Source organism: Thermomonospora cellulosilytica (assembly GCF_014138835.1).
GTDB classification, from domain to species: Bacteria; Actinomycetota; Actinomycetes; order Streptosporangiales; family Streptosporangiaceae; genus Thermomonospora; species Thermomonospora amylolytica.
In genome coordinates, this window is record NZ_JACJII010000001.1 from 4082335 (window position 1) to 4109231 (window position 26897).

At 72.3% G+C, this 26897-nt stretch carries 27 protein-coding genes and 4 tRNA genes; 14 read left to right on the forward strand and 17 right to left on the reverse strand.

Annotated features, from left to right (window positions below; genetic code table 11):
• Positions 1-95: 95 nt before the first annotated feature.
• From HNR21_RS19160 to HNR21_RS19170, 3 genes are all read right to left on the reverse strand, one after another.
• A tRNA-Ala gene (locus HNR21_RS19160) sits at positions 96-168 on the reverse strand.
• A 51-nt stretch (positions 169-219) separates the two neighbouring features.
• A complete protein-coding gene (locus tag HNR21_RS19165) occupies positions 220-1215 on the reverse strand; it encodes a zinc-binding alcohol dehydrogenase family protein (RefSeq protein ID WP_119730886.1) in 996 nt (331 codons plus the stop codon).
• Between the two features lie 20 nt (positions 1216-1235).
• Complete coding sequence (locus HNR21_RS19170) at positions 1236-1412, reverse strand: cupin domain-containing protein (protein WP_233358760.1); 177 nt, start codon at positions 1410-1412, stop codon at positions 1236-1238.
• A gap of 89 nt (positions 1413-1501) precedes the next feature.
• Here HNR21_RS19170 and HNR21_RS19175 point away from each other — a divergent pair, with 89 nt between their 5' ends.
• Positions 1502-2104: a helix-turn-helix domain-containing protein gene (locus HNR21_RS19175; protein ID WP_233358759.1), complete on the forward strand. Its 603-nt coding sequence runs from the start codon at positions 1502-1504 to the stop codon at positions 2102-2104.
• Between the two features lie 61 nt (positions 2105-2165).
• On the opposite strand, the gene HNR21_RS19180 is transcribed toward HNR21_RS19175, so the two are convergent.
• Together HNR21_RS19180 and HNR21_RS19185 are read right to left on the reverse strand one after the other, a co-directional pair.
• The gene (locus HNR21_RS19180) at positions 2166-3704 is read right to left on the reverse strand and encodes a M20/M25/M40 family metallo-hydrolase (protein WP_182706275.1); all 1539 of its coding nucleotides are present in this window, start codon (positions 3702-3704) and stop codon (positions 2166-2168) included.
• A 177-nt stretch (positions 3705-3881) separates the two neighbouring features.
• A complete protein-coding gene (locus HNR21_RS19185; protein WP_182706276.1) occupies positions 3882-5549 on the reverse strand; it encodes a M4 family metallopeptidase in 1668 nt (555 codons plus the stop codon).
• A 368-nt stretch (positions 5550-5917) separates the two neighbouring features.
• Between HNR21_RS19185 and HNR21_RS19190 the strand changes: the two genes are divergently transcribed.
• On the forward strand, positions 5918-7198 hold the full coding sequence (locus HNR21_RS19190) for a tetratricopeptide repeat protein (protein ID WP_182706277.1): 1281 nt from the start codon (positions 5918-5920) through the stop codon (positions 7196-7198).
• A gap of 72 nt (positions 7199-7270) precedes the next feature.
• Here the strand turns inward: HNR21_RS19190 and HNR21_RS19195 are convergent, their stop codons facing one another.
• On the reverse strand, positions 7271-7615 hold the full coding sequence (locus tag HNR21_RS19195) for a hypothetical protein (protein WP_182706278.1): 345 nt from the start codon (positions 7613-7615) through the stop codon (positions 7271-7273).
• Positions 7616-7657: 42 nt separating this feature from the next.
• On the opposite strand from HNR21_RS19195, the gene HNR21_RS19200 reads away from it, so the two are divergent.
• On the forward strand, positions 7658-8179 hold the full coding sequence (locus tag HNR21_RS19200) for a hypothetical protein (RefSeq protein WP_119730881.1): 522 nt from the start codon (positions 7658-7660) through the stop codon (positions 8177-8179).
• Between the two features lie 236 nt (positions 8180-8415).
• Here HNR21_RS19200 and HNR21_RS19205 read toward each other — a convergent pair.
• The 3 genes from HNR21_RS19205 to HNR21_RS19215 all read right to left on the reverse strand — a co-directional run bounded on the left by HNR21_RS19205 (position 8416) and on the right by HNR21_RS19215 (position 8674).
• Positions 8416-8487 (reverse strand) — tRNA-Val (locus HNR21_RS19205).
• A gap of 13 nt (positions 8488-8500) precedes the next feature.
• Positions 8501-8571: transfer RNA gene (locus HNR21_RS19210), tRNA-Cys, on the reverse strand.
• Positions 8572-8601: 30 nt separating this feature from the next.
• Positions 8602-8674, reverse strand: a tRNA-Gly gene (locus HNR21_RS19215).
• Positions 8675-8807: 133 nt separating this feature from the next.
• On the opposite strand from HNR21_RS19215, the gene HNR21_RS19220 reads away from it, so the two are divergent.
• The 4 genes from HNR21_RS19220 to HNR21_RS19235 all read left to right on the forward strand — a co-directional run bounded on the left by HNR21_RS19220 (position 8808) and on the right by HNR21_RS19235 (position 11999).
• Positions 8808-9299, forward strand: coding sequence for a DUF6328 family protein (locus HNR21_RS19220; RefSeq protein WP_182706279.1), 492 nt, complete (start codon positions 8808-8810; stop codon positions 9297-9299).
• 84 nt (positions 9300-9383) lie between these two features.
• Entirely contained in the window at positions 9384-10445 is a 1062-nt protein-coding gene (locus HNR21_RS19225; protein ID WP_220500213.1) for an esterase-like activity of phytase family protein, read from the forward strand.
• Positions 10446-10527: 82 nt separating this feature from the next.
• Positions 10528-11532 (forward strand): agmatinase, encoded by a 1005-nt coding sequence (speB, locus tag HNR21_RS19230; RefSeq protein ID WP_182706280.1) that lies wholly within the window; start codon positions 10528-10530, stop codon positions 11530-11532.
• Positions 11532-11999, forward strand: coding sequence for an MSMEG_6728 family protein (locus HNR21_RS19235; protein WP_182706281.1), 468 nt, complete (start codon positions 11532-11534; stop codon positions 11997-11999). Before speB ends, HNR21_RS19235 begins: the two co-directional genes overlap by 1 nt.
• Here HNR21_RS19235 and HNR21_RS19240 read toward each other — a convergent pair.
• The 4 genes from HNR21_RS19240 to HNR21_RS19255 all read right to left on the reverse strand — a co-directional run bounded on the left by HNR21_RS19240 (position 11996) and on the right by HNR21_RS19255 (position 15325).
• Positions 11996-12667, reverse strand: a complete 672-nt coding sequence (locus HNR21_RS19240) for a DUF6766 family protein (protein ID WP_182706282.1) — start codon at positions 12665-12667, stop codon at positions 11996-11998. The genes HNR21_RS19235 and HNR21_RS19240 overlap by 4 nt on opposite strands.
• A gap of 96 nt (positions 12668-12763) precedes the next feature.
• On the reverse strand, positions 12764-13165 hold the full coding sequence (locus HNR21_RS19245; protein WP_182706283.1) for a hypothetical protein: 402 nt from the start codon (positions 13163-13165) through the stop codon (positions 12764-12766).
• Positions 13149-14315 carry a glycosyltransferase gene (locus HNR21_RS19250; protein WP_182706284.1) on the reverse strand — a complete coding sequence of 389 codons (1167 nt, stop codon included), beginning with the start codon at positions 14313-14315 and terminating at the stop codon, positions 13149-13151. Before HNR21_RS19250 ends, HNR21_RS19245 begins: the two co-directional genes overlap by 17 nt.
• Entirely contained in the window at positions 14312-15325 is a 1014-nt protein-coding gene (locus HNR21_RS19255) for a glucosyl-3-phosphoglycerate synthase (protein ID WP_182706285.1), read from the reverse strand. Before HNR21_RS19255 ends, HNR21_RS19250 begins: the two co-directional genes overlap by 4 nt.
• Before the next feature lie 113 nt (positions 15326-15438).
• On the opposite strand from HNR21_RS19255, the gene HNR21_RS19260 reads away from it, so the two are divergent.
• From HNR21_RS19260 to HNR21_RS19290, 7 genes are all read left to right on the forward strand, one after another.
• A complete protein-coding gene (locus tag HNR21_RS19260; protein WP_220500214.1) occupies positions 15439-16422 on the forward strand; it encodes a Gfo/Idh/MocA family protein in 984 nt (327 codons plus the stop codon).
• Positions 16415-17554, forward strand: coding sequence for a zinc-dependent alcohol dehydrogenase (locus tag HNR21_RS19265; protein WP_182706286.1), 1140 nt, complete (start codon positions 16415-16417; stop codon positions 17552-17554). The genes HNR21_RS19260 and HNR21_RS19265 overlap by 8 nt, the downstream gene beginning before the upstream one ends.
• Positions 17555-18064: 510 nt before the next feature.
• Positions 18065-19054 carry a YbgA family protein gene (locus HNR21_RS19270; protein WP_312881106.1) on the forward strand — a complete coding sequence of 330 codons (990 nt, stop codon included), beginning with the start codon at positions 18065-18067 and terminating at the stop codon, positions 19052-19054.
• A 168-nt stretch (positions 19055-19222) separates the two neighbouring features.
• Complete coding sequence (locus tag HNR21_RS19275) at positions 19223-19579, forward strand: ArsR/SmtB family transcription factor (RefSeq protein ID WP_182706287.1); 357 nt, start codon at positions 19223-19225, stop codon at positions 19577-19579.
• On the forward strand, positions 19566-20036 hold the full coding sequence (locus HNR21_RS19280) for an SRPBCC family protein (protein ID WP_182706288.1): 471 nt from the start codon (positions 19566-19568) through the stop codon (positions 20034-20036). The genes HNR21_RS19275 and HNR21_RS19280 overlap by 14 nt, the downstream gene beginning before the upstream one ends.
• Positions 20037-20154: 118 nt before the next feature.
• The gene (gene map, locus HNR21_RS19285) at positions 20155-20922 is read left to right on the forward strand and encodes a type I methionyl aminopeptidase (RefSeq protein ID WP_182706289.1); all 768 of its coding nucleotides are present in this window, start codon (positions 20155-20157) and stop codon (positions 20920-20922) included.
• A 24-nt stretch (positions 20923-20946) separates the two neighbouring features.
• Entirely contained in the window at positions 20947-21225 is a 279-nt protein-coding gene (locus HNR21_RS19290) for a hypothetical protein (protein WP_182706290.1), read from the forward strand.
• Here HNR21_RS19290 and HNR21_RS19295 read toward each other — a convergent pair.
• The 4 genes from HNR21_RS19295 to HNR21_RS19310 form a co-directional block, all read right to left on the reverse strand.
• Complete coding sequence (locus HNR21_RS19295) at positions 21209-22255, reverse strand: hypothetical protein (RefSeq protein WP_182706291.1); 1047 nt, start codon at positions 22253-22255, stop codon at positions 21209-21211. The genes HNR21_RS19290 and HNR21_RS19295 overlap by 17 nt on opposite strands.
• A 344-nt stretch (positions 22256-22599) precedes the next feature.
• Entirely contained in the window at positions 22600-24690 is a 2091-nt protein-coding gene (locus tag HNR21_RS19300; protein WP_182706292.1) for a DEAD/DEAH box helicase, read from the reverse strand.
• The gene (locus HNR21_RS19305; RefSeq protein WP_182706293.1) at positions 24687-25706 is read right to left on the reverse strand and encodes a ParA family protein; all 1020 of its coding nucleotides are present in this window, start codon (positions 25704-25706) and stop codon (positions 24687-24689) included. The genes HNR21_RS19300 and HNR21_RS19305 overlap by 4 nt, the downstream gene beginning before the upstream one ends.
• Entirely contained in the window at positions 25703-26881 is a 1179-nt protein-coding gene (locus tag HNR21_RS19310) for an RNA/DNA-binding domain-containing protein (RefSeq protein WP_182706294.1), read from the reverse strand. Before HNR21_RS19310 ends, HNR21_RS19305 begins: the two co-directional genes overlap by 4 nt.
• Positions 26882-26897 lie beyond the last annotated feature (16 nt).

Here is a 26897-nt window from a genome sequence, read left to right on the forward strand (position 1 = left end):
GCCCCCACATCGGGGTCCGGGGGTCGCCCCCCGGCGGATACGGCGGGCATCGGCGAGGCCGACCGGAGGCCGGCGAGCAGGGGGCACCGCCATGACAAGACCGGCCGGATTCGAACCGGCGTCCTCCCGCCTGCCAAGCGGGCGCGACGACCTCTGCGCTACGGCCTTGCCGTGCGCGAGCGTAGCGAACAGGCCGGACATTCCGCCCGGCATTAAAGATCAGGGGATCAGGACGGCGGCCCCGTTGACGCGGTCGGCGGCCAGGTCGGCCAGCGCCCGGTCGGCGTCGGACAGGTCGTACGGGACGGTGGCCACCCTGATCGGCAGCCGCCCGGCCAGCCGCAGGAACTCCTGCCCGTCGGCGCGCGTGTTGGCGGTCACCGACCGGACCTGCCGTTCCTGGAACAGGTGCCGCTGGTAGTTCAGCACCGGAACGTCGGACAGGTGAATCCCGGCGATGGCGAGGGTGCCGCCCCGGTCCAGCCGTTCCAGCGCGGCCGGCACCAGCCCTCCGGCGGGCGCGAACAGGATCGCCGAGTCCAGCGGCGCGGGGGAGACGTCGAACGAGTCGCCCGCCCACGCCGCCCCCAGTTCCAGCGCCAGCTCCCGGGCCACCGCCGACCGCGTGAAGACGTGCACCTCCGCCCCCTCGGCCAGCGCGATCTGCGCGGCCAGGTGGGCGGACCCGCCGAACCCCCACACGCCCAGCCGCCCGCCCGGCGGCAGCTCGGCGCGGCGCAGCGCCCGGTACCCGATGATCCCGGCGCACAGCAGCGGCGCCAGCTCCACGTCGGTGCGCCCGGCGGGCAGGTCGTACACGTAGGCGTCGGGCGCGACCGCGTACTCGGCGTATCCGCCGTGCGCGTCCCAGCCGGTGTAGGCCGAGCGCGGGCACAGGTTCTCCGCCCCGCGCCGGCAGTACGCGCACGACCCGCAGGTGTGCCGCAGCCACGCCACCCCCACCCGGTCACCGGGGGAGTGCAGGCAGCCGGCCCCGGCCGCGATCACCTCGCCGACGATCTCGTGGCCCGGCGTCACACCCGGCAGCCGTGTCGGAAGGTCGCCCTCGGCGACGTGCAGGTCGGTCCGGCACACCCCGCAGGCCCGCACCCGCAGCAGCAACTCGCCCGCGCCGGGTTCGGGGAGATCGCGTTCCACCGGCTGCAACGGCCCTGTGGCCATCGGCCCCGGGGCCGTCACGCTCCACGCTCGCATACCGCCACGGTAACGGCGCGTCACTCCAGCGGGTGGCCCGTCGTGGCGTCCACGTGATCGGGGATCTCCTCGTGCCGGTCCCCGACGCTGAGGGTCCCGGACGGCTCGAACATCAGGATGGACGCCCCGCCCGGCGCGGACGGCCGGTGCTCGGTGCCGCGCGGCACCACGAACACCGACCCCTGCGGCAGCGTCACCGTCCGCTCGGCCGGGTCGCGCAGCGCGATGGTCAGCTCCCCGCCTGGTCAGCCTGTGCACCGGAACGTTCGCCCTCGCCGAGGCCGGGGTGCTGGACGGGCGCCGCGCCACCACCCACTGGCGCTGGGCCGACGCGTTCACCGCCCGCTACCCGAGGGTGCGGCTGGAGCCGGACGTGCTGTTCGTCGACGACGGGAACGTGCTGACCTCGGCGGGCAGCGCCGCCGCCCTCGACCTGTGCCTGCACCTGGTGCGCCGCGACCACGGCGCGGAGATCGCCAACGCCGTCAGCCGCCGCCTGGTGTTCGCCGCGCACCGCGACGGCGGCCAGCGCCAGTTCATCGAACGTCCCGTCCCGTCCGTTCCCGACGACTCCCTGACCCCGCTCCTGGACTGGGCGAGGGAACGCCTGGACCGCCCCCTGACCGTCGCCGACCTGGCCGCCCGCGCCGCGATGAGCCCCGCGACCCTGCACCGCCGCTTCCGCGACCGCCTCGGCACCACCCCGCTGGCCTGGCTGACCGCCGAACGGGTCGCCCTGGCCTGCCGGCTGATCGAACGCGGCGAACGCCGCCTGGACCTCGTGGCCCGGGCCAGCGGCCTCGGCACGGCCGCCAACCTGCGCGCCAAGATGCACCGCCACACCGGCCTGAACCCCACCGCCTACCGCCGGCGGTTCGGCGGCGGATGAACTCCCCGGAAAAGGGGCGACCGCCGGGCCGTGGAGGAAAAGGCCCGGCGGTCGCGGTCACTCAGGAACGGGTGATGGTGATGTCGTCGATGCCGGCCTCGACGAGGCTCGCGGTGGAGGCGTCGGCGGTGTCGATGACGATGCGGACGGTCTGCCCGGCATGGCCGGAGATGTCCACGGTGGCGGTCTGCCAGGCACCGGCCAGGTCGGTGGCGGCGCCGGCCTGGTTGAGCGCGGTGGTGGTGCCGCTCCCCGCAACGCGAACGCGCAGATAATCCGCGCTGGTGGCGTTGTTGAGGTGGGCCAGGTACCAGGCGAACCGCAGTGTGAGGGTGCCGGAGGACGGCAGCGTGATGGCGGGGGACTGGATGCTGGTGGTGCCGCCGTCCACGTCGTAGGCGCCGGCGCTGGTCCCGGCGGCGGCGCCGGTGACCAGGCCGTTGCCGCCGCCGGCGGGCGCGAGTTGCAGGTTCACGCCGCTGGAGGAGGTGGGCTGGGCCGCGCCGCGCTGCCACTGACCGGAGGTGGCGGTGTCGGAGCCGCCGGGGTCGACCGTCCAGCCCTTGTCGGTCTCGAAGTCGTCGGCGAACACCGTCTCGCCGTCCGGCGGCTGCTGCGTTCCCGAACCGGCCAGCGTCCACACCGACGAGGCGATCGCGTCGGCGTTGCGGTCCAGCGCGGTGTCGTTGACGTTGGAGGTGGTGTCGCACGAGCGGTGGTAGCAGCGGTCGAACGGCTGCCCGGCCGTCCCGCCCCACAACTGCGCCTGGGCGCTGGTCTTGATGCCCTCGGCGCCGGTGAACGTGCCGCCCGCCGGGATGCCCACCCGGATGAACGGCCCGTAGTCGGACCGGCCGTCGAAGTCGGTGCCGCGGGTCGGCACGCCGATCGAGGTGAAGTAGCCCTGGATCACCCGCTCGATCTCGGCCGACCCGGCCGGACCGGGCCCCGCGCCGACCCCGTCGGAGTTGTCGCCGTCGTAGACGAAGTAGCCGGGGTTCGGCGAGCCGACCATGTCGAAGTTCAGATAGCCCTTGATCCGGGACCGCTCGGCGGCCGGCAGGCTGTTGACGTAGTGCTGCGAGCCGCGCAGCCCCAGCTCCTCGGCGCCCCACCAGGCGAACCGCAGGTGCTTGGCGGGACTGAAGCCCTGCCGCGCCACGGCCAGCGCGGTCTCCAGGATCGCCGCCGAGCCGGTGGCGTTGTCGTTGATGCCGGGGCCCGCGGCGACGCTGTCCAGGTGGGCGCCGACCATGAGGACCTGGGCGGGGTCCCCGCCGGGCCAGTCGGCGATCACGTTGTAGCCGGTCCTGCTGTTGTAGGTGAAGGACTGCACGGTGACCTGGTAGCCGGCCGCCTGCAGCCTGCCCGCGACGTAGTCGACCGACGCCCGGTAACCGGTGGTGCCGTGGGCGCGGTTGCCGCCGTTGGCGTTGGCGATGGACTGGAACTGGTTCAGGTGGGCCTTGACGTTGGCCAGCGGAATGTCCGGCGCGGCGGCGACCGACGGCGCCGGGGCGGCGGACGCGCCCGGTGCACCCGTCACGGCCGAAAGGGCGAGCGCCGCCACCGCGGCCACCGCGAAAAGGGGAGTCCTCATCCGACTTCCTCCAAGAAAGGGGTGGTGGCCGGGGCGGCGTGCTCCCTGGGGGCGCTGCACGCCGCCCCGGCGCCAGGGCCCGGAGGACGCCCTGGGACGGGCCCGGTCGCGCGGCCGGTGACGGGGGAGAAGGTCACCGGCCCGCGACCGGGCGTACGCCCTCCGGGAAGCGGCGGGTCAGGGGCGAGTGGTGCCGTCGGCGCTCGGCGAGACGGCGGTGCAGGTGGTGGGCTCGCCGCTGGCGGCCGGCACGCTCACCGCGTTCCAGGCGTCGCGGGTGCGGGTGAAGTCGGTGCAGGTGGCCCTGCCGACCCGGACCAGGTTCAGCACGGCCTGCAGGGAGGCGCGGCGGGCCAGCGAGTGCGTCCAGGTGCTGGTCTTGAGGTTGAGCGTCTCCATGAAGATCAGCCCGGCCTTCTGGATGCCGACACCGGTCACCGTGGACCCGTTGCAGGTCGGGCTGTTGGGCCGCCCGTTGGCGGGATCGTTGGGGTTGGACCCCTCGGCCAGCAGGTAGAACCAGTGGTTCTGCACGCCGGCCGCCTGGTGCACCTCCATGCGGGGGACCGAGGAGCTGTAGCAGTCGGGGTCGCCCAGCGTCGACGGCCGGTACATGTTGCGGATCGGGCCCTGGCCGACCAGGTCGACCTCCTCGCCGACCAGGTAGTCCGGCGGGTCGTGGTTGACCACGGCGGTGGTGCCGCTGATCTGCTCCGTCACCCGGGGCTCGTTGATGTACCACTCGGTCAGCGCGCCGAAGATGTCGCCGGTGGACTCGTTCAGGCCGCCCTTCTCGTTGCTGCCGCCCGAGCCGCCGGGGGTGTACTGGAAGATGCCGTGGCCCAGCTCGTGGGCGACGACGTCGGTCGGGGTCGCCTGCCGGGTGCGCGCGCTGTTGCGGCCGAAGTTGGCGTAGCTGCCGGTCCAGTAGGCGTTGGCCTGGTTGAGGCCCACGCGCATCGGCCAGCCGCCGCCGCTGCCGTTCAGGCCGTTGCGGCCCAGCCACGACCTGAGCATGTCCCATTCCTTGGCCGCCGCGTACATGACGTCCACGCAGGCGGTGTGCATGTCCGTGCCGCCGCCGTTGCCCCAGGAGTCGTCGGTGTTGGTGTAGACCGTGCCGCTCTGGTTGGCGCAGGACACGCCGGGACGGTTCGGGTCGCGCATGCTGTACCGGCCGCTGGACAGGGTGGTGGTCACCTCGACCGGGGTGCGCTGCCCGCCGTGGTAGTAGCTCTGGTCGTCGGCGTCGCGCACCTCGTCCCAGGACTCGATCACCTTGCCGGTCCGGGCGTCCACGAAGACGTGCAGCCTGCTGGGGCGCTCGCCCTTGGCGCCGGTGACGACGACCTCGTAGGCCAGCCGTCCCGCGCCCTCGGCCAGCACGGTGAGCTGCGGCGTCTCGGTCCGGTCGACCTTGGGGAGCAGCGCCTGCGCGGTCCGGGCGGCGGCGTCGGCCGAGATCGCCGGCGTGACGGAGACCGACAGCGGCCGGGACTGGTTGACCGAGGAGCCGACGACCGTGCCGTCCCCGGTGGTGGTCACGACGAAGTCGCCGCCGCGGACCGGCAGGCCCTCGTACGTCCGCTCGTAGGCGACGTGCTGCAGGCCGCCCGCACCGGAGTGGACGCCGCGCCGGACGAAACGGTCCCTGGGCGACCGGTGGAAGGTCGCCGGCCTGTCGGCCACGGCGCGGTCGGCGGCGGTCATGGCGAGCTGCCGCGGGTCGGGGCGTTCGGCGGTGACCGCCGGTGCGCCGGTGTCCGCCCCGAGGGCGGGGGCGGTCGTCCCCACGATGAGGCCGCCGGCCATCGCCACGGCTCCCCACGCGGTTCTGCGTTTCACAGGTGCTCCTTTGCGCCGGCCCGGGGCATGCGGCGATGGCGTCCTTGTGGGACGCGGGTGCGCGAGGGTGTGTGCCGCCGGGCGTGAGGGGGTGGACTGCCGTGCGGAGGCCCGGTTCAGCCCCGCCCGGCGAGGGGGTGTGCCCTTTCTGTCGGGATTGCAGAGATTGGACTCTGTGGTGGAGCCCGCTGTCAATAAATCCCTTTGCGGCTGAATTTAAGGGTTTAAAGGTTTTTGTCCCGGCACAATGGAACGGCCCGCCGCCTGTGCGGGCGACGGGCCGTGCTCGAGAACGCTCGGGGACAGGGGCCGCCGGACGGCCGAAAACCAGGTGATCGCCGCATACCGGGCCGGTAGCGTACGCCCGCATGGACAGCGATCTCGCCAAGGCGCACGAGCTGGCACGGGCCGGTGACGTCGCCGGGCTCATGCGGCACCTGCGCTTCACCGCCGGGCGCCTGCCCGTCCGGGACACCGCTCCGCTGGTCGGCCGGGCGGCCGAGCTGATGGGCTTCACCGACCTGGTCCAGGCCGCGTCCGCCGTGGCCGCCGACCCCCGCAGCCCCCAGGCCCTGTACGACTACGGCTACGCCTGCGTCGAGCACGGCGCCTTCGCCCTGGCCGCCGTGGCGCTCCGGGAGGCGCTGACCCTGGTCCCCGGCGAGATGGTCATCGTCCGCGAACTGGCGACCGCCCTGGAGAGCGACTACCGCCACGCCGAGGCCGTCGCCCTCCTCGCCGAGCACGAGGCGCTGCTCACCCCCTGGCCGGACCGCTACCTCCTGGCCTACAACGCCCTCCTGGCAGGCGACATCGACCGGGCCGCCCGGGAGGCGTCCACCCTCCCCGCCCCCTCCGACGAACGCTGGCTCCCCGCCCGGGACCGCCTCATCCGGATGGTCGAGCGCGCCCAGGCGGCCCGTTCGGCCGGTCCCATGAACGCCCGGGACCTGCGCGGCTGGCACTTCGCCATGACCGGCGGCGTGCTGACGACGCTGTCGCCCTTCGGTTTCGCCGCGGGCATGACCGGCCGCTACGCCTACACCACCGACTCGTTCGGCCAGTGCCACCACGCCCTGCTGCGCCTGCGCGCCGCCCTCCGGTCCGCGGGCCGCACCCCCCGGACGGTCTCACTCCTCCCCGACCGGGGCGACCGCGCCCTGGGCCTGGCCGCCGCCCGGCTGCTGGGCCTCCCGGCAGAGCCGTTCCACCCGGCCCGCACCGACACCGTCGTCGTCGCCTACGACCTCGGCAACGCCTCCGACGACCTGCTGTCGGCGCTCTACGAACGGGTCTCCGGCCAGATCCTCTTCGAGCACGCCACCTGCTGGACCAATCCGTCGGGCGTCAGCGCCGACATCAGCACGTTCCTCCACCAGGTCGCCGTGGCCCCCTGGGGCGAACGCATGCGCTACACCGAAGACGGCGAGGTCGAAAAGCTCCCCCCGGACGACCGAGCCCCCGAAGCCCTGGCCGCCGACATCCTCGCCGCCGACCCCACCCCCGACCCCGGCGACGGCGAGACCCCGCCCGACCCCGACGAGGCCCTCACGGCCTTCGTCTCGAAGGTCGCCCCTCTCTGGCCGACCCAGGGACCCCGCCGCAGCGTCGATTCCCCGGGTCCCGTCCCCAGCTCCCGCTTCGCCTAGCGACCGACGCGTGCGGCACCGTGTCCGGCAAGGCGCCGCACGCGCTCATGCGCCGGCCTCGCGGCCCGGCCGTCAGGAGGACACCCGGTGTCCCCGGCACTCCCGGCCACGGCGGACCGGCTCCAGCCGATCCCGCAGCCGTTCACCGGCCAGCGCGATCGCCCGCTCCATCGCCGGCGCGGCCGCATGCGCGTTCGCGCAACGCCCGGCCAGTTCCACCTGCACCCACACCAGCGCCGGGCTCGGCGCCGCCGGATCGGCCAGCCGGTTCAACGTCACATGCACCGACAGCGCCCGCTCCGGGAGATCGGCCAGCACCCGCCCGACCATCTCTTCGGCCCGATCCACGTCCTGCGGCGTCACCCGCTTGGACGTGGTGAACCGCATCCCCGGCGGCACCGGAACAGTCCCGGACATGGCAACCCCCCACAGATCTCCTCAGCAGGGAAGGACCACTCCATGAACCTGCTGACCAAAGCTCTGGCGTCCTGGATCACGGCCGCGGCCTTAACCGCCGCCGCCTACCCCCTGATCCTCAGAAAACGCTGCCTGACCTGGGGCTCTTACCCCGAGGAGGCCGAAGCCATCCTCCCCGGCGACGATCTGCTCCCCGACCCCGACCACCAGACCACCCGGGCCGTCACCATAGCCGCCCCGCCCGAGGCCGTCTGGCCCCTGCTGACCGGTCCGCACCCGGGCATGAGACCCGCTCGCCGAACTCCGGCCCGCTCCCTCGTCTACCGAACGGAGAACCGCCTCAGGTCGTTCACCCTCCACCCCACCGGAGAGGCCACCCGCCTGATCGCCCGAACCCGCACCCGCCACCCCGGAAGGCCCGCCAGGCTCCTCACCATCCTCAAGGAGCCCACCGACCTCCTCAGAGAACGCCGCCTGCTCCTCACCCTCAAACAAAGAGCCGAGGCCGCCACCCCACCCCGCCGCCCCCTCCACCTGGTCCCGCAAACAGACACAGAACAGTGAGCCAGGCCACGAGCAGCGAGCCCAGGAAGACGACGCCCCAGAACCCTGCAGCCCCACAAAACGATCAGCCTGCAGCCCCACAAAACGATCAAAGCCTGCAGGACCCGAAGCGGGGGAGTGGGGGCGGAGCCCCCACACGGGGGGTCCGGGGGGTCGCCCCCCGGGCCAACACAAACGCGGGCCGGCGAGGGAAGGTGCCCCGGAGGGGCACCGACCACACCGACCCGCGGAACGCGTGGGCGATACTGGGATTGAACCAGTGACCTCTTCCGTGTCAGGGAAGCGCTCTCCCACTGAGCTAATCGCCCGGGTGTTGCGTAGAGGTGGAGACGGGATTTGAACCCGTGTACACGGCTTTGCAGGCCGTTGCCTCGCCTCTCGGCCACTCCACCGAAGTGAGGCCGCGCTGCGGGGCCCCTCAGAGCGGACGACGGGATTCGAACCCGCGACCCTCACCTTGGCAAGGTGATGCTCTACCAACTGAGCCACGTCCGCTTGCCGCTTCCGAGCCGTGCTCGGCGCTGCACTGGTAACTGTAGCGGAATCCGGAGGCGGATGCGCACCTCGGCCGGTCCGGGGCGGCGGGATGATCGGGTTTGCCCGGGTCTGGGGGCGGTAAAACACGCCCATGACCACTGAGAATCCGCCGCTGCGGACGGCCTCGCCCCCGGAGACCCCGGCCGAGCGCGCCGACCGCAACTTCGTGGAGCTGCTGCAGGGCTTCCGGGTCGCCGTCACCGGGGTGCAGGTGCTGTTCGCGTTCCTGCTGACCGTCCCCTTCGCCCCAGGGTTCTCCAGGCTCGCCGAGGACGAGCGCAGGTTGTTCTACGTGTCGCTGGTGGGCGCCGCGGTCGCGTCCATGTTCTACATAGCCCCGGCCGCCCAGCACCGGGTGCTGTTCCGCAAGGGCATGAAGGAGACGCTGGTCCACCGTTCCAACCTGTACGGGGTGATCGGGACGCTGGCGCTGGCGGTGTCGATGACGGCGGCGACGCTGCTGGTGCTGGACTACCTGTTCGACGGGGTGCTGCCGGTCGTCACGGCGGTGCTCGTGGCGGCGCTGGCGTTGTGGCTGTGGTTCCTGGAGCCCCTGCTGCGCAGGACCCGCAACGGCGGCTGACTGTTCACCCGATGTTGAGCGCCCGGTGGGCCGGGTGCGGTTTGATCTCCCGACGTGATGCGTCCGCTCGTCGAGGAGGCCGGTGTGAGGTCCCGTTCGTTCGTGGTTCCCGCGGTGGTGGCCGTGTCGCTGGCGGTGGGGGGTGCGGTTCCCGTGTCGGCGGGGAGCGCCCCCCACGCCGGCCCGGGGGTGTGCTCGCCGTCCGCGGCGCTGCTGGGGTTCTCCGACGCGCTGGACAAGACGCAGGTGGAGGGGACGGCCGTGGCGGGGCTGTCGGCGCTGGGTCTCGTGCGCTCCGGGCGGGCGCTGGCGCTGGTGGACAACATCGGCACCACGCCGGCGCGGCTGGTGCACCTGTCGGTGCGGCCGGGCCACGGCGGCCCGGCGGTGTCGGCCACGGGCGTGACGACGCTGAGGCGGCCGGACGGGACGCCCTACACCGGCGCCGACTTCGACGGCGAGGGCCTGGTCATCGAGCGCGGCGGGCGTTCGGTGCTGGCGAGTTCGGAGGTGGAGCCGTCGATCCGGCGGTTCCGGCTGGACGACGGCCGGCAGGTGGCGGAGCTGCCGGTGCCGGCGCGGCTGCGGATGGCTCCGGACGGGCGGGCGGCCCGGAACCAGACGTTCGAGGCGCTGGCGGCCTCCCGTGACGGCCGGACGGTGTACGCGGGGATGGAGGGGCCGCTGGCCGGGGACGGCGACGGCATGGTCCGCATCGTCCGCTACGAGGGCCGGCCGGGCGGCGCCTACCGGCCCGTCGCGCAGTACGCGTACCGCACCGATCCGGGGCTGGGCCTGGTGGAACTGGTGGTCGCGGACGGCGGCCTGCTGGCCCTGGAACGCGGCTTCACCGCGGGCGTCGGCAACACGGTGCGGGTCCACCGGGTCGGCATCCGCGGCGCCCGGGACGTGAGCGAGGTGGAGTCGCTGCGCGACGTGCCGCAGGCGGCGCTGCCCAAGGAACCGCTGGTCGATCTGGCCGACTGCCCGCCCTCGGGCGCCACCGCCAAGCAGCCGCAGCCCAACCCGCTGCTGGACAACGTCGAGGGCATGGCGCTGGGCCCCGGCCGCGTGCTCTACCTGGTGTCCGACGACAACGCCGGCCCCGCCCAGACCACCCGCCTGTACGCGCTCGTCATCCGGTAGGCGAGGCGGCGCATCCGCCGGCGCCGCGGGGATGCGGAAGGCGGTGAACCGACCACCTGACCTGCCCGGCTAGCGTGGCCGCATGACCCTGCATCCCCCCGCGCTGCCCGCCGAGCCGCACGACGGGCCGGAGCCGCTCGGGCCGGTGGACTCCTCGCGGGTGCCCCGGTTCGCCGGGCCGCCCACGTTCGCCCGGCTGCCCCGGCTCGACCAGGTCCGCCGCGCCGACGTCGGCATCGTCGGCGTCCCGTTCGACACCGGCGTGTCCTACCGGCCGGGGGCGCGGTTCGGCCCGGCGGCGGTGCGGGAGGCGTCCCGGCTGCTGCGGCCCTACAACCCGGCGCAGGACGTGTCCCCGTTCCAGGTCGCGCAGGTCGTGGACGCCGGGGACATCGCCTGCAACCCGTTCGACATCGGCGAGGCCGTCCGCACCGTCCAGGAGACCGTCGCGGAGGTCGCCGCCCGCTGCGACCGGGTGGTGACGATCGGGGGAGACCACACGATCGCGCTGCCGCTGCTGCGGGAGGCGCGGCAGCGGTTCGGCGAGCCGATCGCGCTGATCCACTTCGACGCGCATCTGGACACCTGGGACACCTACTTCGGCGCCGCCTACACCCACGGCACCCCGTTCCGCCGGGCGCACGAGGAGGGGCTGCTGGCGGAGGGGGCGTGCGCGCACGTCGGCACCCGCGGTCCCCTGTACGGGCGGATCGACCTGGACGACGACGCGCGCATGGGGTTCGGCATCGTCACCAGCGACGACTTCCAGGTCCGCACGGTCGACGACATCGCCGGGGAACTGGTGCGGCGGGTCGGCGACCGGCCGGTGTACGTGTCGGTCGACATCGACGTCCTCGACCCGGCCCACGCGCCCGGCACCGGCACCCCGGAGGCGGGCGGCCTGACCTCCCGCGAGCTGCTGGGCGTGCTGCGGCGGCTGTCGGCCACCCAGGTGGTCGGGGCCGACGTGGTGGAGGTCGCGCCCGCCTACGACCACGCGCAGCTCACCTCCGTCGCCGCCAGCCACACGGTGTACGAGCTGGTGACACTGCTGGCGGCGAAGGCATGGCGGGGAGGGAGCCCGTGATGCAGACGTTCCTGCCCTATCCCGACTTCGCCGCCACCGCGCGGGTGCTGGACGCCCGGCGCCTGGGCAAGCAGCGGGTCGAGACCGTCCAGGTGCTGCGCGGGCTGACCGTTCCCGGTTACGGCTGGCGGCGTCACCCGGCCGTGCGGATGTGGACCGGCTACGAGGAGGCCCTGGTCCGCTACGGGCTGGAGATCTGCCGCGAGTGGTGCGCGGCCGGGCGTGCCGACACCTGCGCCGCCACCCTCCTCACCGACCTCGACCAGGGCACCGGCATGCGCCACGTCCGCACCCAGGAGGAGCTGGAGAAGGCCGGTGACCTGCCGCCCTGGCTGGGCGATCCCGCCTTCCACCGCAGCCACCGGTCGTCCCTGCTGCGCAAGGACCCCGGGCACTACGGGCCGCTGTTCTCCGGCGTCCCCGACGACCTGCCGTACGTGTGGCCCGTCTCGGACCGGGCCGCCTAGCCCTCGACGCCGGTCGCGCCGTGCGGGGCGCCGACCGGTTTGGACTCGGGCGATCCGCGCTGCCGCAGGTAGATCGACAGCGCGACCATCGACGCCACCGCCAGGAACTCCGACTGCCAGTTCTGGAACGTGCGGCTCCAGAAGTCCGGCGCCGCCAGGTAGCCGCCCCACGAGACGGCGTCCTCGTACCGGGCGAACCGGTCGGAGTTGTAGGCCGCCCACCCCGCCACCGACTGCGCCCCCCACGACAGCAGGAAGAACGCGCCCATCACCAGGCCCAGCGACCGCGAGAACAGCATGCCGCGCAGCCCCCCGGCCCGCGCCCACTCCGGGGAGCCCTCACCGGCGTACCGGCCGACCTGCTGGTCCTCGTCGGACTCGGTGCCCGCCTTGTGCGGCTCCTTGGACTCCGGCGACCCGTGCTGCACCAGCCACACCGTCAGGAAGATGAACAGGAAGAACTGCAGGTACTCCGACTGCCAGTTCTCCGCCACGTCCACGGCGTAGGCCGCGGAGGTGACGTACTCGCCCAGCGAGGCCGCGCTCGCGCCCTCGGCGGTCTGCCGTTCGTTGTAGTCGGCCAGTCCCGCCAGCGCCTGCCCGGCCAGCGCCCCGGCCATCAGCAGCAGGAAGCACAGCGTCAGCGAGTTGCGGCGGACGAATCCCATGGCGTCTCCGTTCAGCGGTGCAGCAGCCCGACCGCGATGAAGTAGGCGTTGCCGAGCACCACCACCGCGATGATGAGGAAGAAGATCGTCCGCATCTCACGCCTCCACGTCGCAGTCGTACGGGCGGCCGGGCCGCGGCTCGCATCCGGCGGCGGCGACCTTCCAGCCCAGCCCGGACAGCTCCACCAGGAACACCGTGTCCGCACCGGCCCGAAGCTGCGCCCGGTCGCCCCAGATCCGGACCTGGCGGATCGGCCCGCCGCGCAGGCCCAGCTCCAGGATCTGCTCCGGGCAGCTCGATGCGCCGGTCTCCAGGCCCGCGGCGGCCTTGGGCGACAGCGCCGCGCACGCCGCCCGGCCGTCGCCCCGCTGCACCGCGGTGAACAGGGCGGTGGCGGCGTCCGCCACCGGCCCGGTGTCCTGGGCGGCGCATCCCGCCGTCATGGCGGCCATGGCCAGCAGCACCAGGGCCGTGCGTCCGTCACCCGCGTCTCGCATGGGTGAGCAGTTCCCGGTAGAACTCCAGATATCGCTCGGCCATCACGGCGGGGGAGAATCGGCGAATGCAACTGCGGCGGCACTCCTGCGGATCGATGTCCTGCACCCGCTTGAGGTAGTCCCGCAGTTCCCGTTCGCCGTCCGCCAGCAGCCCGGTGCAGCCGTGCTCGACCAGCTCGGGCAGGCAGCCGCGGCGCAGCCCCACCACGGGCGTGCCGCACGCCAGCGCCTCGATCACCGCGGTGCCGCCCGGCTCCTCCCACTGCACCGGGAACAGCGCCGCCGGGGCCTCCAGCAGCAGCCGGTCACGGTCGGCGCCCTCCGCCGAGCCGACCCACCGGACCAGGTCCCCGTCGACGAACGGCTCGACCTGCTCGCGGTAGTACCGGACGTCGGGGTTGGAGTGGGCGCGGTGGTCCGGGTCGGCCAGCGCCCCGGCCAGCTCGCGCGGCCCCGCCAGCCCGCCCACCGGACCGGCCAGCACCAGCGGCAGGCCCAGCTCGCGGCACAGCCGCACCCCCACATGCTGGCCCTTGAGCGCGCAGATCCGCCCCAGCATCACCACCGGGCCGTTGCGCTGCCGCCTGCCGGCCCGCTCGCGCACCGTCGCGCACCGGTCGGCCAGCGGGGTCGCCAGGTACGCCCACCCCAGGCTGTGGGCCCGCAGGCCGGCGGGCGCCCGGAGCAACTGGGAGCGGGACACGCCGTTCACCCGCACCCGGTCACCGCCGTCGAACGCCCCGTACAGCTCCGGATGCTTGCGCAGATCCCAGTGCAGGGTGTGCAGCACCGGGGGAGCGGACGGACCCATCGCCGACAGCACGCTCAGCCCGACCGCCTCCACATGGTCGTGGACCAGGTCGATGTCGTCGCGGCGGCGCAACTCGGCGACGACCCGCTGCATGTGGGCGTGCGCGATCCCCATGACCTGGTTGTACGGGCGCTGTAACTGGTCGAACCGGCCCTCCTCGAACACGTGCAGGTGCTCGTCGGCGGCCAGGGTGCTCGCGCCCACCGACGCCAGCACCACCCGCACCCCGCGCGCCCGCAGCTCCGGGACCAGGGTCGCGACGACGTTCTCGATGCCCCCGTAACCGGGCGGCGGGACCGGCAGCCAGGGGCCGGCGTTCATCAGCACCGTGACGTTCATCGCGCCCTCCACCCCGCTGACGGCCGCCGGTATCCGGGCACGGTCACCAGCGGCGGCCGTTCCCGCACCCCCACGTCGCTGATCCGGATCTCCCGCCGGTCGCCCAGGTGGACGAACTGCAGCAGCCGCTCGCCGGGCGGCTCGGCGGCCACCGCGCGGCCCTCGCGCTCCAGCCGAGACCAGGCGGTCAGCATGATCTGGCAGGCCATCCGGCCCAGCGCGTCCACCGGCTGGTTGGAGTGCACCCGCACCCCCAGGTCCACCTGCGCCATCCCGTCCAGGCCGACCAGGTGCAGCAGGTCGATCAGCAGCCCCAGCTCCACCCCGTAGCCGGTGACGAACGGCACCCGCTCCAGCGCGTCCCGGCGCCCGGCGTACTCGCCCGCCAGCGGCTGGATGAACCCGGCCAGCGCGGGCCAGTGCAGGTTGATCAGCGGACGGGCGACCAGCTCGGTGACCCGGCCGCCGCCGTGCGGCCGGACCTGCCCCTCCTCGGCCAGCGGCCGCTCGTAACAGCCCTTGACGTAGGCGACCGCGGGGTCGGCCAGCAGCGGCCCGAGCAGCCCGGTGATGAAGTGGGTGCCGAAGTTGCGCAGGTCGGCGTCGACGAAGACCACCAGATCCCCGGTGGTCACGGCCAACGCCTTCCACAGCGCCTCGCCCTTGCCGGCCATCGGGCCCAGCTCGGGCAGCACCGTGTCCTGGTGCACCACCCGCGCGCCCGCGGCGGCGGCCACCCGGGCGGTCGCGTCGGTGGACCGCGAGTCGATCACCAGCAGCTCGTCCACCAGCGGCAGCCGCTCCTGCAGGTCCCGCCGGATCAGCCCGGCGATCTCGCCGACCGTGGCCTCCTCGTTGCGGGCCGGGAGGACCACGCTCACCCGGTGCTCGCCCTTGGCGTCCAGCACCGCCTCCGCCGGCCAGTCCGCCGACCCGCTGGTCCGGGTCCGCAGCCAGGTTCCGACGTCGACGGGTCCGGTGGTGTCGGGCGTCGGTGACGGTGGTCTCATGGATCACCAACCCTCCGCTGGACGGTGCGGTGACCGGCTGCCTGCCCTGGGCGAATCGGTTCAAACTGGCCGCCCCGGGTTTCGCTTCGCGCGCGGGCGGCATACCTGGGCCTGTGAAATGCCGAATCGGAATCGTCGGGGCCGGAAACGTCGCCGCCAGGCATGCCCAGGTCCTGGGCGGGTTCCCGGACGTGCGGATCGCGGCGGTCGCCGACACCGACACCGCCCGCGCCGCCCGGCTGGCCGGCCGCTGCGGCGCCGCCGTGTACGGCGACCACAAGGCGATGCTCCAGGACGGCGGGCTCGACGCGGTGTACGTGTGCGTCCCGCCGTTCGCGCACGGCCCCATCGAGCTGGACGTGCTGGACGCCGGGCTGGCGATGTTCGTGGAGAAGCCGCTGGCGCTGGACGAGCGGACCGCCCGCACCGTCGCCGACGCCGCCCGCCGCGCCGGCGTGGTCACCGCCGTCGGCCACCACTGGCGCTACCTGGACGTCCTCGACGAGGCCCGGCGGCTGCTGGCCGACCGCCCGATCCGGCTGGCGCTGGGGGTCTGGCTGGACAAGATCCCGCCGGTGCCGTGGTGGACCCGCCGGGACGGCTCCGGCGGCCAGGTCATCGAGCAGGCGGTGCACGTGCTGGACCTGGCCCGGGCACTGGTCGGCGAGGTCGCCGAGGTCAGCGCGCACGAGTCCGGCTACCCGCCCGAGCGGGAGGAGGGCGCGATCGGCGCGGCCACCGGGGCGCTGCTGCGGTTCCGCGGCGGGGCCAGCGGGATCCTGGGCGCGACCTGCCTGCTGGGCTGGAAGCACCGCGCCGGGCTGGAGGTGTACGCCGAGGGCATCGCCGTCGAGGTCGCCGAGGACCGCCTGGTCGCCGACACCGGCGACGGCCGCGTCGAGGTCACCGACCCGGGGGACGCCAAACGCCGGGTGGACCGGGCGTTCGTGGACGCGGTCCTCGGGCGCGGCGACGACGTGCGGGTGCCGTACGAGGAGGCGCTGCGCACCCACCGGCTGGCCTGCGCCATCGCCCGCGCCGCCACCACCGGGGAGCCCGTCGCCGTGCCGGACGAGCCCGGAGACGAGCATGGCTGAGGTCCGCACCCTGCACGTGATCGACGTCGGCAAGGTCGTGATCGCCGACGAGGAGGACCGCCCGGTCCCGGACGGCGGCTTCCGCGTCGAGACCCTCTACAGCGGGCTGTCGGCCGGCACCGAACTGTCCTACGTCAAGGGAACGAACCCGTACCTGTCCTCGAGCTGGGACCCGGTGCTGGGGTTGTTCCGCCCCGACCGGGCCGCGGCGGGATACCCGGTGACCCGGATGGGCTACATGGAGGTCGCCCGCGTCACCGACACCCGGACCGGCGCCGTCGCCCCCGGCCAGATCCTCGCCATGGCGTACGGGCACCGCACCGCCTACACCGCCCACTGGGCCGACGACCGGTTCGTCCCGCTGCCGGACGACCTGGACCCCATGCTCGGGATCTACGTCGCCCACATGGGCCCGATCTGCGCGAACGGCCTGCTGCACGCCGCCGCCGACCTGTGCGGCACCGACGTGCGCACCCTCGGCGACGGGGTACGCGGCCGCCGCGTGGTGGTCACCGGCGCGGGCGTGGTGGGGCTGCTGACCGCCCTGTTCGCCCGCCGTCACGGCGCGGCCGAGGTCGTCGTCGTGGACCGCACCCCCGAACGGCTGGACCGCGCGGCCCGCCTGGGCCTGGACGTCCTGGACATGGACGCCGCCGACCCGGCGCTGAAGGTCAAGACCCGCTGGCGGCACGCCCACCAGGACCGGGGCGCCGACGTGGTGTTCCAGTGCCGGGGCCGCCCCGAAAGCCTGCACCTGGCGCTGCGGATGCTCCGGCCCCGCGGCACCGTGGTGGACCTGGCGTTCTACCAGGACGGCGCGGACGGCCTGCGGCTGGGGGAGGAGTTCCACCACAACGCGCTGTCGATCCGCTGCTCCCAGATCGGCCGGGTGCCGCGCGGCCTGGACCACGTGTGGAGCCGCGAACGGCTGTCGGCCGAGACCATCGACCTGCTCCGCCACCACGGCGACGCGATCCGCGGGCACCTGGTCACCGACGTGCTGCCGTTCGACGACGCGCCCGCGTTCGTCGCCGACCTGGCCGCCCGCCGCCGCCACACCCTGCAGGCGGTGTTCGACATGGCCGGTGACATGGCCGGTGACGGGGCCGGTGACGGGGCCGGTCCGGCGTGACCGCCGTGTGAGGCCCACCAGCCGCCCCGTGCGGTCGCGGTCGCCCGTCACAGACTTGCCCGGGACCCCTGCACGTCCGGAGCGCGGTGCGCTGTCATGGACATCCCCGGTCCGACAGGCGAGGCGTCCGCCGCCGGGAGCCCCGACGGTGTCCCACGGAGCACCGTCCGGCCCGGGGAGCGAGGCGGCCGGTGAGGTCCCAGGGTTACGGCCGCCGACCCGGGAGGGCCCGGGCCGCATGCGGCGTGGGGTGCGCCGCCGCCCGGGCCCTGGCCCGTCCCCGGCCCGGTCCCAGGAGGCGACCGTGCGGAACGGGCCGGTGTGGAAGAGCAGCACGTTGAGCCGGCCGCCGCGACCGGTTGCGTCGCTTTTTGTGAGTTTTGCCCTCCCTGTGGGTGCCTGTCGCCATCGACCGGCAAGGAACGGGTTGAGCGATCTGCGACTTGGAGTGGTGCGCATGACCCCGGGACGGCGGCTCGTCCGCGGGCTGCCCGGAACGCGAGAACCGCTGTGAACGCCCGTGCGCCCGTCGTCCGGCGGGGACACCCGCGTCCGCGGCTCGCGGTGTCCAGTTGCCTGCTGGGCGCCCCGGTCCGCTGCAACGGCGGCCACAGCCGCGACCGGTTCCTCACCGACCGGCTCTCCCGCCATGTCGACTGGGTGCCGGTCTGCCCGGAGATGGAGATCGGCCTGGGCGCCCCCCGGCCCACGCTGCGCCTGCTCACCGACGGCAGGCTCGTCACCAAGGACGGGACGGCCGACCACACCGCCGCCATGACCGGCCTCGCCGACGGGCGGATTCCCCTGCTGGAAGGGCTCGACGGGTACGTGCTCAAGTCGCGTTCCCCCAGTTGCGGGCTGCTGGGCCTGCCCCGGTACGCGTCGGGACGCCCGGGGGAGCGCACCGACGGGCAGCCGGTGGACCGCCGTGGCCGCGGCCTGTTCGCCGCCCTGGTCCGCGACGCGCTGCCGGACCTGCCCGCCGAGGAGGACGGCCGACTCAACGACCCGATGCTGCGCGAGCACTTCGTCGAGCGCGTGTTCGCCCAGGCCAGGCTCCGTGAGTTCTTCGCCGGCGGCTGGCGTCCCCGCGACCTGGTGGAGTTCCACGGCAGGCACAAGATGCAGCTCCTGGCGCACGCCCCGGACGCCTACCGCGAGACCGGCCGGATCGTCGCCCGGGCCGGCTCCCGGGAGCCCGCCGAGCTGGAGGCCGACTACCGCCGCGCGTTCACCGCCGCGCTCGCCGTGCGCGGCGGCCGTGGCCGCCACGCCAACGCCCTCCAGCACGTCCTGGGATTCGTCGGCGACCGGCTCGATCCCGCCCGCCGCCACGACATCCTCGTCGCGATCGAGTCGTACCGCCTCGGGCAGGCGCCGCTCAGCGTCCCGATCGCCCTCCTGCGCCACCACGCCGAAGGCGAGGAGTTCGGCTACCTGTCCCAGCAGACCTATCTGGACCCCTTCCCCGCCGACCTCCTCCTCCGCCACCACCTGTGATGGACGGGAACGGGCACGCCGGGTCCGCCGATCGGCGGACCCGGCGCGAACCCGGCCCCGTCCCGCGGGCGTCCGGGCCGGCGTCGGGTCGCTGAACCCCCTTGACGGGACGCCGTGCGCGGACCGATAATCAACCTATCGGTTGAACAACTGAAAGGTTGAATACGGATGGCGGACGATCCGCTGAGCGTCACGTTCGCGGCGCTGGCCGACCCGACCCGGCGGGCGATCCTGGCCCGGCTGGCGGAGGGGGAGGCGACCGTCAACGAACTGGCCGAGCCGTTCTCCATCAGCGTCCAGGCCGTCTCCAAGCACCTGAAGGTGCTGGAACGGGCCGGGCTGATCAGCCGGGGGCGGCACGCGCAGTGGCGGCCCTGCCGGCTGGAGACCGCGCCGCTGGCGCAGGCCTCGCAGTGGATCGAGCGCTACCAGGCGGTCTGGGCCGACCGCTTCGACCGGCTCGACCGGGAAATCCGGCAGATACAGCGCAGACGCAGCGAAGGAGCAGATCATGGCCGAGACTGAGTTCGTCATCGAGCCCGGCAGGCAGGACATCGTCATCAAGCGGGTCTTCGACGCGCCGCCGGACGCGGTGTTCGAGGCCTTCACCGACGCGGAGGCCGTGGCCCGCTGGATGGGGCCGCGCGGCTACACGCTGTCCATCGACCGCTGGGATCCCAAGACCGGCGGCTCCTACCGGTACGAGACGTCCGGCCCGGAGGGCACCGACGCGTTCCACGGCAGCTTCCACGAGGTCACCGCGCCGCGCCGGATCGTGCAGACCTTCGAGTGGGAGGGCCTGCCCGGTCACGTCACCCTGGAGACCGCCGAGTTCCAGGAGCTGGAGGGCGGCCGCACCCGGTACGTGGGCACCTCGGTGTTCCAGTCCGTGGAGGACCGCGACGGGATGGCCGCCTCCGGCATGCAGCAGGGCGTGAACGAGGGCTTCGAGAAGCTCGACGAGATCCTCGCCTCCCGGTGACCGCCGGGACCGGCACGGCGGGGCGACGGGCGCGCCCCGCCGTGCACGGCGGACGGCGCTCACGGGTTCTGTATAGTAATACTGGTATTACTATCTTGCGAACCTCGAAGGGACGCCCGTGATCGAGCTGAAGACGCCCGGGGAGATCGACGCCATGCGGGCGGCGGGCCGCGTGGTCGCCGCCGTGCACGCCCGGGTCCGTGAGGCCGCCGCGCCCGGGGTGTCGCTGCGCGAACTGGACGAGCTGGCCCGCACGATCATCGCCGAGGCGGGCGCGGGCTCGTCGTTCCTCGGCTACCACCCCTCGTTCGGCGCCACCCCGTTCCCCGGCGTCATCTGCACCTCGGTGAACGGCGTCCTCATGCACGGCCTGCCCACCGGCTACCGGCTGCGCGACGGCGACCTGCTCAGCGTCGACTGCGGCGCGCACGTCGACGGCTGGCACGCCGACGCCGCGGTCAGCTTCACCGTCGGCACCGCCCGCCCGCAGGACCTGGCGCTGATCGAGACCACCGAACGGATGCTCGCCGCCGGCATCGCCGCCGCCGTCCCCGGCGCCACCATCGGCGACATCGGCCACGCCATGTCCCCGGTGGGCCGCGGCGCCGGCTACGGGGTCCAGAACGACTTCGCCGGCCACGGCATCGGCCGCGCCATGCACGAGGACCCGTTCGTCCCCAACGAGGGCCGTCCCGGCCGCGGCCTGCGCCTGCGCCCCGGCCTGGTCATCGCCATCGAGCCCAGCCTGATGGCCGGCGGCCGCGACGAGTACGAGATCGCCTCCGACGGCTGGTCCATCTGCTCCGCCGACGGCAGCCGCGGCGCCCACGTCGAGCACACCGTCGCCATCACCGACGACGGCCCGGAAATCCTCACGCTGCCCTGACGGCCGCCGGCCACCGTCACCGGCATGAGGGAACGCCCGGAGGACTGCGACGACCGAGCGGTACGGCAGGCCCTGACGGCCTGGGACGCCGAGACCGTGTCCCTGGCCCACACCCCGGCCGGTTTCGGCGACCACCACTGGACGGCCACCGACACGCTCGGCCGCCGCTGGTTCGTCACCGTGACCGACCTGACGGCCAAGTCCCACTACGGGTCGAGCCCGACACCGACCGGGCATGGGAGGGCCTCACCGGCATCCTGCAACGACTCGCCGGGGATGCGTACGCCTAGAACGGCGGGCTGAAGGGATTCCTCGGGTAGTAGCGGTCGTAGATCGCCCGCAGCCACGGCTCGCGGACCGCGGGCAGCCGCGCCAGAGCCCCGAGGAACGCCGGTCCATGCGGCCGGAACGGCCCGTGCGGCAGAAGCGGCGGCTCCTCCTCGAAGTCGACGCCCAGCGCGCCCGCCCCGGGGACCGGGCGCCGTTCCCGCCGGAAGGCCAGCGGGAACCACACCTCGGCGGCCAGCGGCACGACCGCCTCCGCATCACAGGTCCAGACCTCACCGGTCTGCGGATGCCGGGGAACCATGACGATGTCCGCGTGGGCGTCGGGCGGCCCAGGCCCGGCCAATGCGAGGGTCTTCGTCGGCGGCCCCGGCGGGAGCAGCATCTCCAGGGCCCGCCCGAACGTCACGGCGAGCAGCCGATTCTCCGGAAGCGTCATCCGCGCCCCACCGGACGCCGCCAGCAGATGCGCCAGCGACACCGCCGCCGACACCTCCCACCGGGGATTCCACCTGCCGGACGCCTCGATCGGCGGGATCCCGGGCGGCTCCTCGAGCAGTTCCTCCCAGCTCGCGACCGGCCGCTCTGGACCGGCATCGACCCGCCGCACGGCCTGCGGCTCCAACCAGACCGCTTGCCAGTGCCCGCAGTCGTCGACCCACGTGGCCACCGCCCGGCCGCACCGCTCACACGCCGTGTTCGGCCCGTTCATGCCCACCAGCCCGCAGCAGAAGCCGTCATCCCATTCCGGGACCAGCACCGTGCCGCGAACGTCGCCCGGTGCGATCACGACCGCCCCCCGGGGCCCGTCCGGCACGGAGTAGCACTCCGCATACCACCCGCGTGCCAGCGCCCCCTCTTCCCCGATCTCCTCCCAACGGAGCCACGGCGGCCCGACCGGATGCGGATCCACCGCGTACGTCCCGGGCTCCATCAGCACGGGCAGCAGATCATGCCCGTACTTCTGCCGGGCGGCGTCGGGCAACTCCACCCGCGAGACCGGCGCCGTCAGCACGGCCTCGCACCCCGCGCACACGAAAACCGCCACCCAGGCATGATCCCAACCACCGCCCGCCCATTGCCTCCCATTTCCCGTACTGTCGGTATGAACGCCGCCGGCCTTGAAACCGGCGGCGACACCCTTCCGTACGCTGCCGAACGCGAGATCGAAGACCTCCAAGCCTCATCACCGGAGCAGACGGATCTGCCCACCTGTACGGGTCTTCTCCGGCGGGGCCCTTGTTCTGGAGGTCGCCGTGACGAGGCGTTCGAGGTGTTCATGCGGTCGCGGGCTCCACGGAGGACGACACCGTTGGAACCCGCCGTTAACGATGTGGCCGCCCTGGTGGTCCTTGCCTACGACGCGGCTTTCTAGGCTCCGCTTAGGACGCGTTACAGGGCTGGAGAGATGTGTGTGGGATTCTTCAGGATCCGAGTGGCGCCGGGTAGATCGGCCAGTCGCGCCGAAAGCGTGGCTTCGGCGAGATGACGCGGCAGGGCGTCACTATATTTCAGGCCGCGCAACGCCTCTTCGGATGGCGCGGGCAGACGAAGCCGCTCCAGGGCGCTGGTCAACGCCGCCTTCCACATTCGCGGAGTGAGGTCACTGCGGAGCCGGATGGAAAAGTCCTCCACGCGTTGTCCCGCATCGGCGACGTCGTCCAGCGTTGCCGCCAGGGTCGCGTTGGCGCGGTGGCCAGCCCACGTCCACCAGCGGACGTCGTTGCCGACGCGGGTGATCACCGAGCCGCCCGGATGGACAATGTCGACGGCCTGTTCCCGGAGGGTGGTCAGCAGGGCCTCGGCACGCTGGGTCAGGCGGACGGGAGGGTCCTCGCCGAGCAGCACCGATCGGACGGCCTGGGCGAGGGTGAACGACGCACCTCCAGTGACAGGACTGGTCCAGCGGGCTTTTCCGCCACCATCGGCCGGTTCGACGTGGCATCTGCGGCGTTTCCAGTCCGTCCAGGTGACCCGCCAGGAACGGCCCGCCAGCAACAGCAGCCGGGGGCCGTCGACGCGCTCACTGAGCAGGGCAGGATCGGTCCGGCCGATCTCCTCGCGCCCGCACAGTACGGTGAACTCCGGCATGGCGGTGAATGAGGTGGTCAGTTCCATGAAGTGGCGGTGACCGTACCGGCGTTCGGCCTCCGGGCCGATGAAGAGCATTCCGCCGTCGGAGTCCAGGTATCCCTGCTCCACGAGGTGCCGCACGATCGACTCGGCAGACGTGCCGAAAGGCCCGAGCCCACGCCACCACTCCGCCCACAGCCGGGCACCAACCTGGTGCTCCTGCAGGCACAGTGCGAGGATCTGCTGGGCGACGATGTGCCGGGGGTCGGGCGGCGGCTGCACCGGCTCCACCCAGCCACGTGACCACAGTAGCGCCAGCCCGGTGGCGGCGAGCGTACCGGCCTCGTTCAGCCCGAGGAACAGGCAGTTGCGCGTGCCGCCCGGCCGCCGTCCGGTGCGGCCGAGCCGTTGCAGGAACGCTGCCACCGATGAGGGTGCGTTGATCTGTATCACCCGATCCAAGTCACCGACGTCGATGCCCAGCTCCAGAGTGCTCGTGGAGACGATGACACAGTCGCGTGTCTCGGCGAAGGCCTGTTCGGCACGGCGCCGTTCGTCGGCCGACAGGGACGCGTGGGACAGGAACGTGGTCACTCCCCGTGCCCGCAGCGCCGCCCCCAGTTCCTCCACCAGCCGCCGCGAATCGCAGAACACGAGCCGTTTCTCCCCCTGGTGCAACGCCGCGATCACCTTGGCGGCGTTGGCCACCGACCCCACATGATCAAGCCCGACCTGCGCTTCCTGCCGCCCGGATCCGGTGTCCGGGGCCACCACACGTCCCGGCCGTCTACCCGTCCCCTGGAGCCAGCGCAGCAGTTCGTCCGGATTGCCCACCGTCGCGGACAGGCCGACGCGCTGGACGGGCCTCCCGGCGATGCGCGCCAGCCGTTCCAGCACGGCCAGCAGATGCCAGCCCCGGTCGTCACCGGCGAACGCGTGCACCTCGTCGACCACCACCGCGTGAAGCCCACCGAACCAGCGCACATGGTCGACCTTGGTGCTGACCAGCATTGACTCCAGGGACTCCGGTGTCGTGAGTAGCAGGTCCGGTGGCTCGTGCAGCAGCCGGGCACGCCGTCTCGAGGTGATGTCGCCGTGCCACAGCCCGGCTCGCCGCCCCAGCCACCCAGTGTAGGTTTCCAGCCGTGGCAACAGGTTGTTGAGCAGAGCCTTGAGTGGCGCCACATAGATCACCGAGGGCGCCGTCCAACCCTCCGCCGTCATCCGCGAAAGCAGCGGGAACACGGCGGCCTCCGTCTTGCCACCAGCGGTGGGAGCCAGCAGCAGCGCATCCGATCCCTGCAACAGGGGCTCCATTGCGGCGGACTGCGATGGCCGCAGTTCCGACCACCCCAGTGAGTTGACGATGTGGTGTACCAGCGACGGATGCAGACCACCGCGTGCGGTCATGGCTGGATGAGTTCGTTGGTTCTGGCGATCAGGTTCTCGGTCAGGGTCCGGAACTCCTGGAAGCAGGTCTGTACGTATCGCTGGGTGCTTCCTATGGCGCCGTCGGCAGGGCGGAGATCGAACATCGGCTTTCGTGCATCATGTGCCAGGGGCATCAGGCTGCGAAAGCTGCGTATGGTCGCTATCTCGTAGGACTTTTGGTCGGGCGGATCATCCAGCACGGCATTTTTATAGACCTGCGGAATGCGGGACAGCCATCGTTTGTAGGCGTGCACCGGCCGGTCGAGGCGGACGCTAGGCTGCATGATGACATACCCGAGCGGTGTCATTCTGCCGGGCGGTGCCTTAAGGGTCGGCGGTACGTGTGGCAGTACCAGGGTCTGCCAGATGCGGCGCCATTCTCGCAATGTGGGGCCGAGGTTGTGCAGACCGAGCAGTGAGAACAGGTCGGCTGCCAGTGGCGTGACCACCGCGTCCGCCGTCAGGAGGGCGGAACGGTTGATCGCCCCGAGATTAGGACCCACGTCGATCAGGACGATGTCCGCCCCGACCTTGGTGGCGGAGTGGTCGATCAGTCGATAGAACGCCGTCGTCGTGCGGATCGCGGCCTCGTCGCCGGTGAAGCATCTGGGCCATGCCTCGGACAGTTTGTCCTCAAAGGTGCTGAGTTCGAGTTCTCCGGGCAACAGCCATATGCTGTCGGCCGTTTCGGTTGGGTCGATGTAGGTGATGTCTCCGGTGCCGCGCAGAATGGGGCGCACCGCGTCCGAGATCGTCCGGCTGTCGTCGCTGCGCAGCACGAGCGACAGTTGCCTGCTCCCCAGCAGATCCTCTTCCACGCGCCAGAGATGTTCAAGTTCTCCTTCGTCGAGGAACGCTGCCGTGAGGTTTGCCTGTGGATCCAGGTCGACGGCCAGCACTCGGTGCCCCAGCCGCCGCAGCATATGTGCGATGTGGTACGCCAGAGTGGTCTTCCCTACGCCTCCCTTGTTGTTGAAGAAGGCGACGGATATCATATCGAGCTCCGTAGGACGACCGCCCAGGAGGCATCATCGATGATGAATTCCGGCGGCGGGTTACCGTTGTCGGCCATGCTTTCACGGATCCGGCGTATCCCCCGTCCGAAACGGTTCACGTAACCGAGGCTCTTCATGGCAGCGGCCAAGGAGGGGTTTCGGTAGTCGTTCACCCGGTCGAAGTTATCCGTCCGCACCTGCCCATATGGACCGCCCGGGTTGCTGATCTCGATGCGGTCGTCGAACCACAGCACACGGGTCGGGGCGTTCGAGGACTCATAGTTCCGATGCATGAGCGCATTCATGCATGCCTCGCGCAGTGCGGCCATGGGATAGTCCGAGTGCGGTTCCTCCCGGAGCCCGTCCACTTCGACCAGCCGTGTCCGTAGGTTCGACTTGATGAGCGCCTCGAGCGGCTTCCCCATATCGATGACGTTGTAGCGCAACTCCACTTCGTCGATGACCGGCGCCTCCATGTCGATGCCCTGGAATCTTGCGAACTGCAGGTAGGCGCCGGCGATGAAGCTCGTGGGGTCGAATCCGACGGCCAGCAGGCCGAGTACGGTGGGGATTCCGCTGGGGTCGGTGAGCCGCAGGGAGGCCAGCTGCTGTTCCAGCGGGCGTCCGTTCTCCTCTACGACCACCGGTGACACTGCGGAGGGCAGGTAGGTCGACCGGAAGAGTTCAAGGTCGAGATCCTGGAGTCCGCTGCCCAGCACCGGATGACTGTCGAAGGGTTGTGTGAAAGAACGCCTTCGTTCGATCAGGATCCGTTCGTCATCGGCGGTGGCGCGCTGTGTCGAAGGGCCGGGACGCACCCAGGCGATTCCGTCCAGACGCACCGGCGGCGTATGCGAGGCTTCGACATGGACGCGGATAACCGACTTTCCTCGATATGTTGCTGCTTCCACCGTGATGGACGGTCTGTCGAGGATCTTGCCCTCATCACGTAGGTTGGTCAGACGCAACAGCGCCGCATCGGAGGTGTCGACATCGTCCACGGGGTTGCCTGCGGAGTCGACGCCGATGATCAGGTCACCGCCGCCCTTGCCGTTGAGGTCGTTCGCGAGCGCGCAGATCGCCTTGCGTATGACACCGAGATCCTTGATTTCCCGCTTGAACTCAAGGTTGCAGGTTTCCTGGGTGCCGAGCACATCGGCGAGATCACTGCTCACGGCACCATTCTTCCAG

Coding starts and splice junctions, on each gene's coding strand:
- HNR21_RS19165 (WP_119730886.1), bottom strand. CDS start 1,215: ATGCGAGCGTGGAGCGTGACGGCCCCGGGGCCGATGGCCACAGGGCCG.
- HNR21_RS19180 (WP_182706275.1), bottom strand. CDS start 3,704: ATGAGGACTCCCCTTTTCGCGGTGGCCGCGGTGGCGGCGCTCGCCCTT.
- HNR21_RS19190 (WP_182706277.1), top strand. CDS start 5,918: ATGGACAGCGATCTCGCCAAGGCGCACGAGCTGGCACGGGCCGGTGAC.
- HNR21_RS19195 (WP_182706278.1), bottom strand. CDS start 7,615: ATGTCCGGGACTGTTCCGGTGCCGCCGGGGATGCGGTTCACCACGTCC.
- HNR21_RS19200 (WP_119730881.1), top strand. CDS start 7,658: ATGAACCTGCTGACCAAAGCTCTGGCGTCCTGGATCACGGCCGCGGCC.
- HNR21_RS19220 (WP_182706279.1), top strand. CDS start 8,808: ATGACCACTGAGAATCCGCCGCTGCGGACGGCCTCGCCCCCGGAGACC.
- speB (WP_182706280.1), top strand. CDS start 10,528: ATGACCCTGCATCCCCCCGCGCTGCCCGCCGAGCCGCACGACGGGCCG.
- HNR21_RS19235 (WP_182706281.1), top strand. CDS start 11,532: ATGCAGACGTTCCTGCCCTATCCCGACTTCGCCGCCACCGCGCGGGTG.
- HNR21_RS19240 (WP_182706282.1), bottom strand. CDS start 12,667: ATGGGATTCGTCCGCCGCAACTCGCTGACGCTGTGCTTCCTGCTGCTG.
- HNR21_RS19245 (WP_182706283.1), bottom strand. CDS start 13,165: ATGCGAGACGCGGGTGACGGACGCACGGCCCTGGTGCTGCTGGCCATG.
- HNR21_RS19250 (WP_182706284.1), bottom strand. CDS start 14,315: ATGAACGTCACGGTGCTGATGAACGCCGGCCCCTGGCTGCCGGTCCCG.
- HNR21_RS19255 (WP_182706285.1), bottom strand. CDS start 15,325: ATGAGACCACCGTCACCGACGCCCGACACCACCGGACCCGTCGACGTC.
- HNR21_RS19265 (WP_182706286.1), top strand. CDS start 16,415: ATGGCTGAGGTCCGCACCCTGCACGTGATCGACGTCGGCAAGGTCGTG.
- HNR21_RS19275 (WP_182706287.1), top strand. CDS start 19,223: ATGGCGGACGATCCGCTGAGCGTCACGTTCGCGGCGCTGGCCGACCCG.
- HNR21_RS19280 (WP_182706288.1), top strand. CDS start 19,566: ATGGCCGAGACTGAGTTCGTCATCGAGCCCGGCAGGCAGGACATCGTC.
- HNR21_RS19290 (WP_182706290.1), top strand. CDS start 20,947: ATGAGGGAACGCCCGGAGGACTGCGACGACCGAGCGGTACGGCAGGCC.
- HNR21_RS19300 (WP_182706292.1), bottom strand. CDS start 24,690: ATGACCGCACGCGGTGGTCTGCATCCGTCGCTGGTACACCACATCGTC.
- HNR21_RS19305 (WP_182706293.1), bottom strand. CDS start 25,706: ATGATATCCGTCGCCTTCTTCAACAACAAGGGAGGCGTAGGGAAGACC.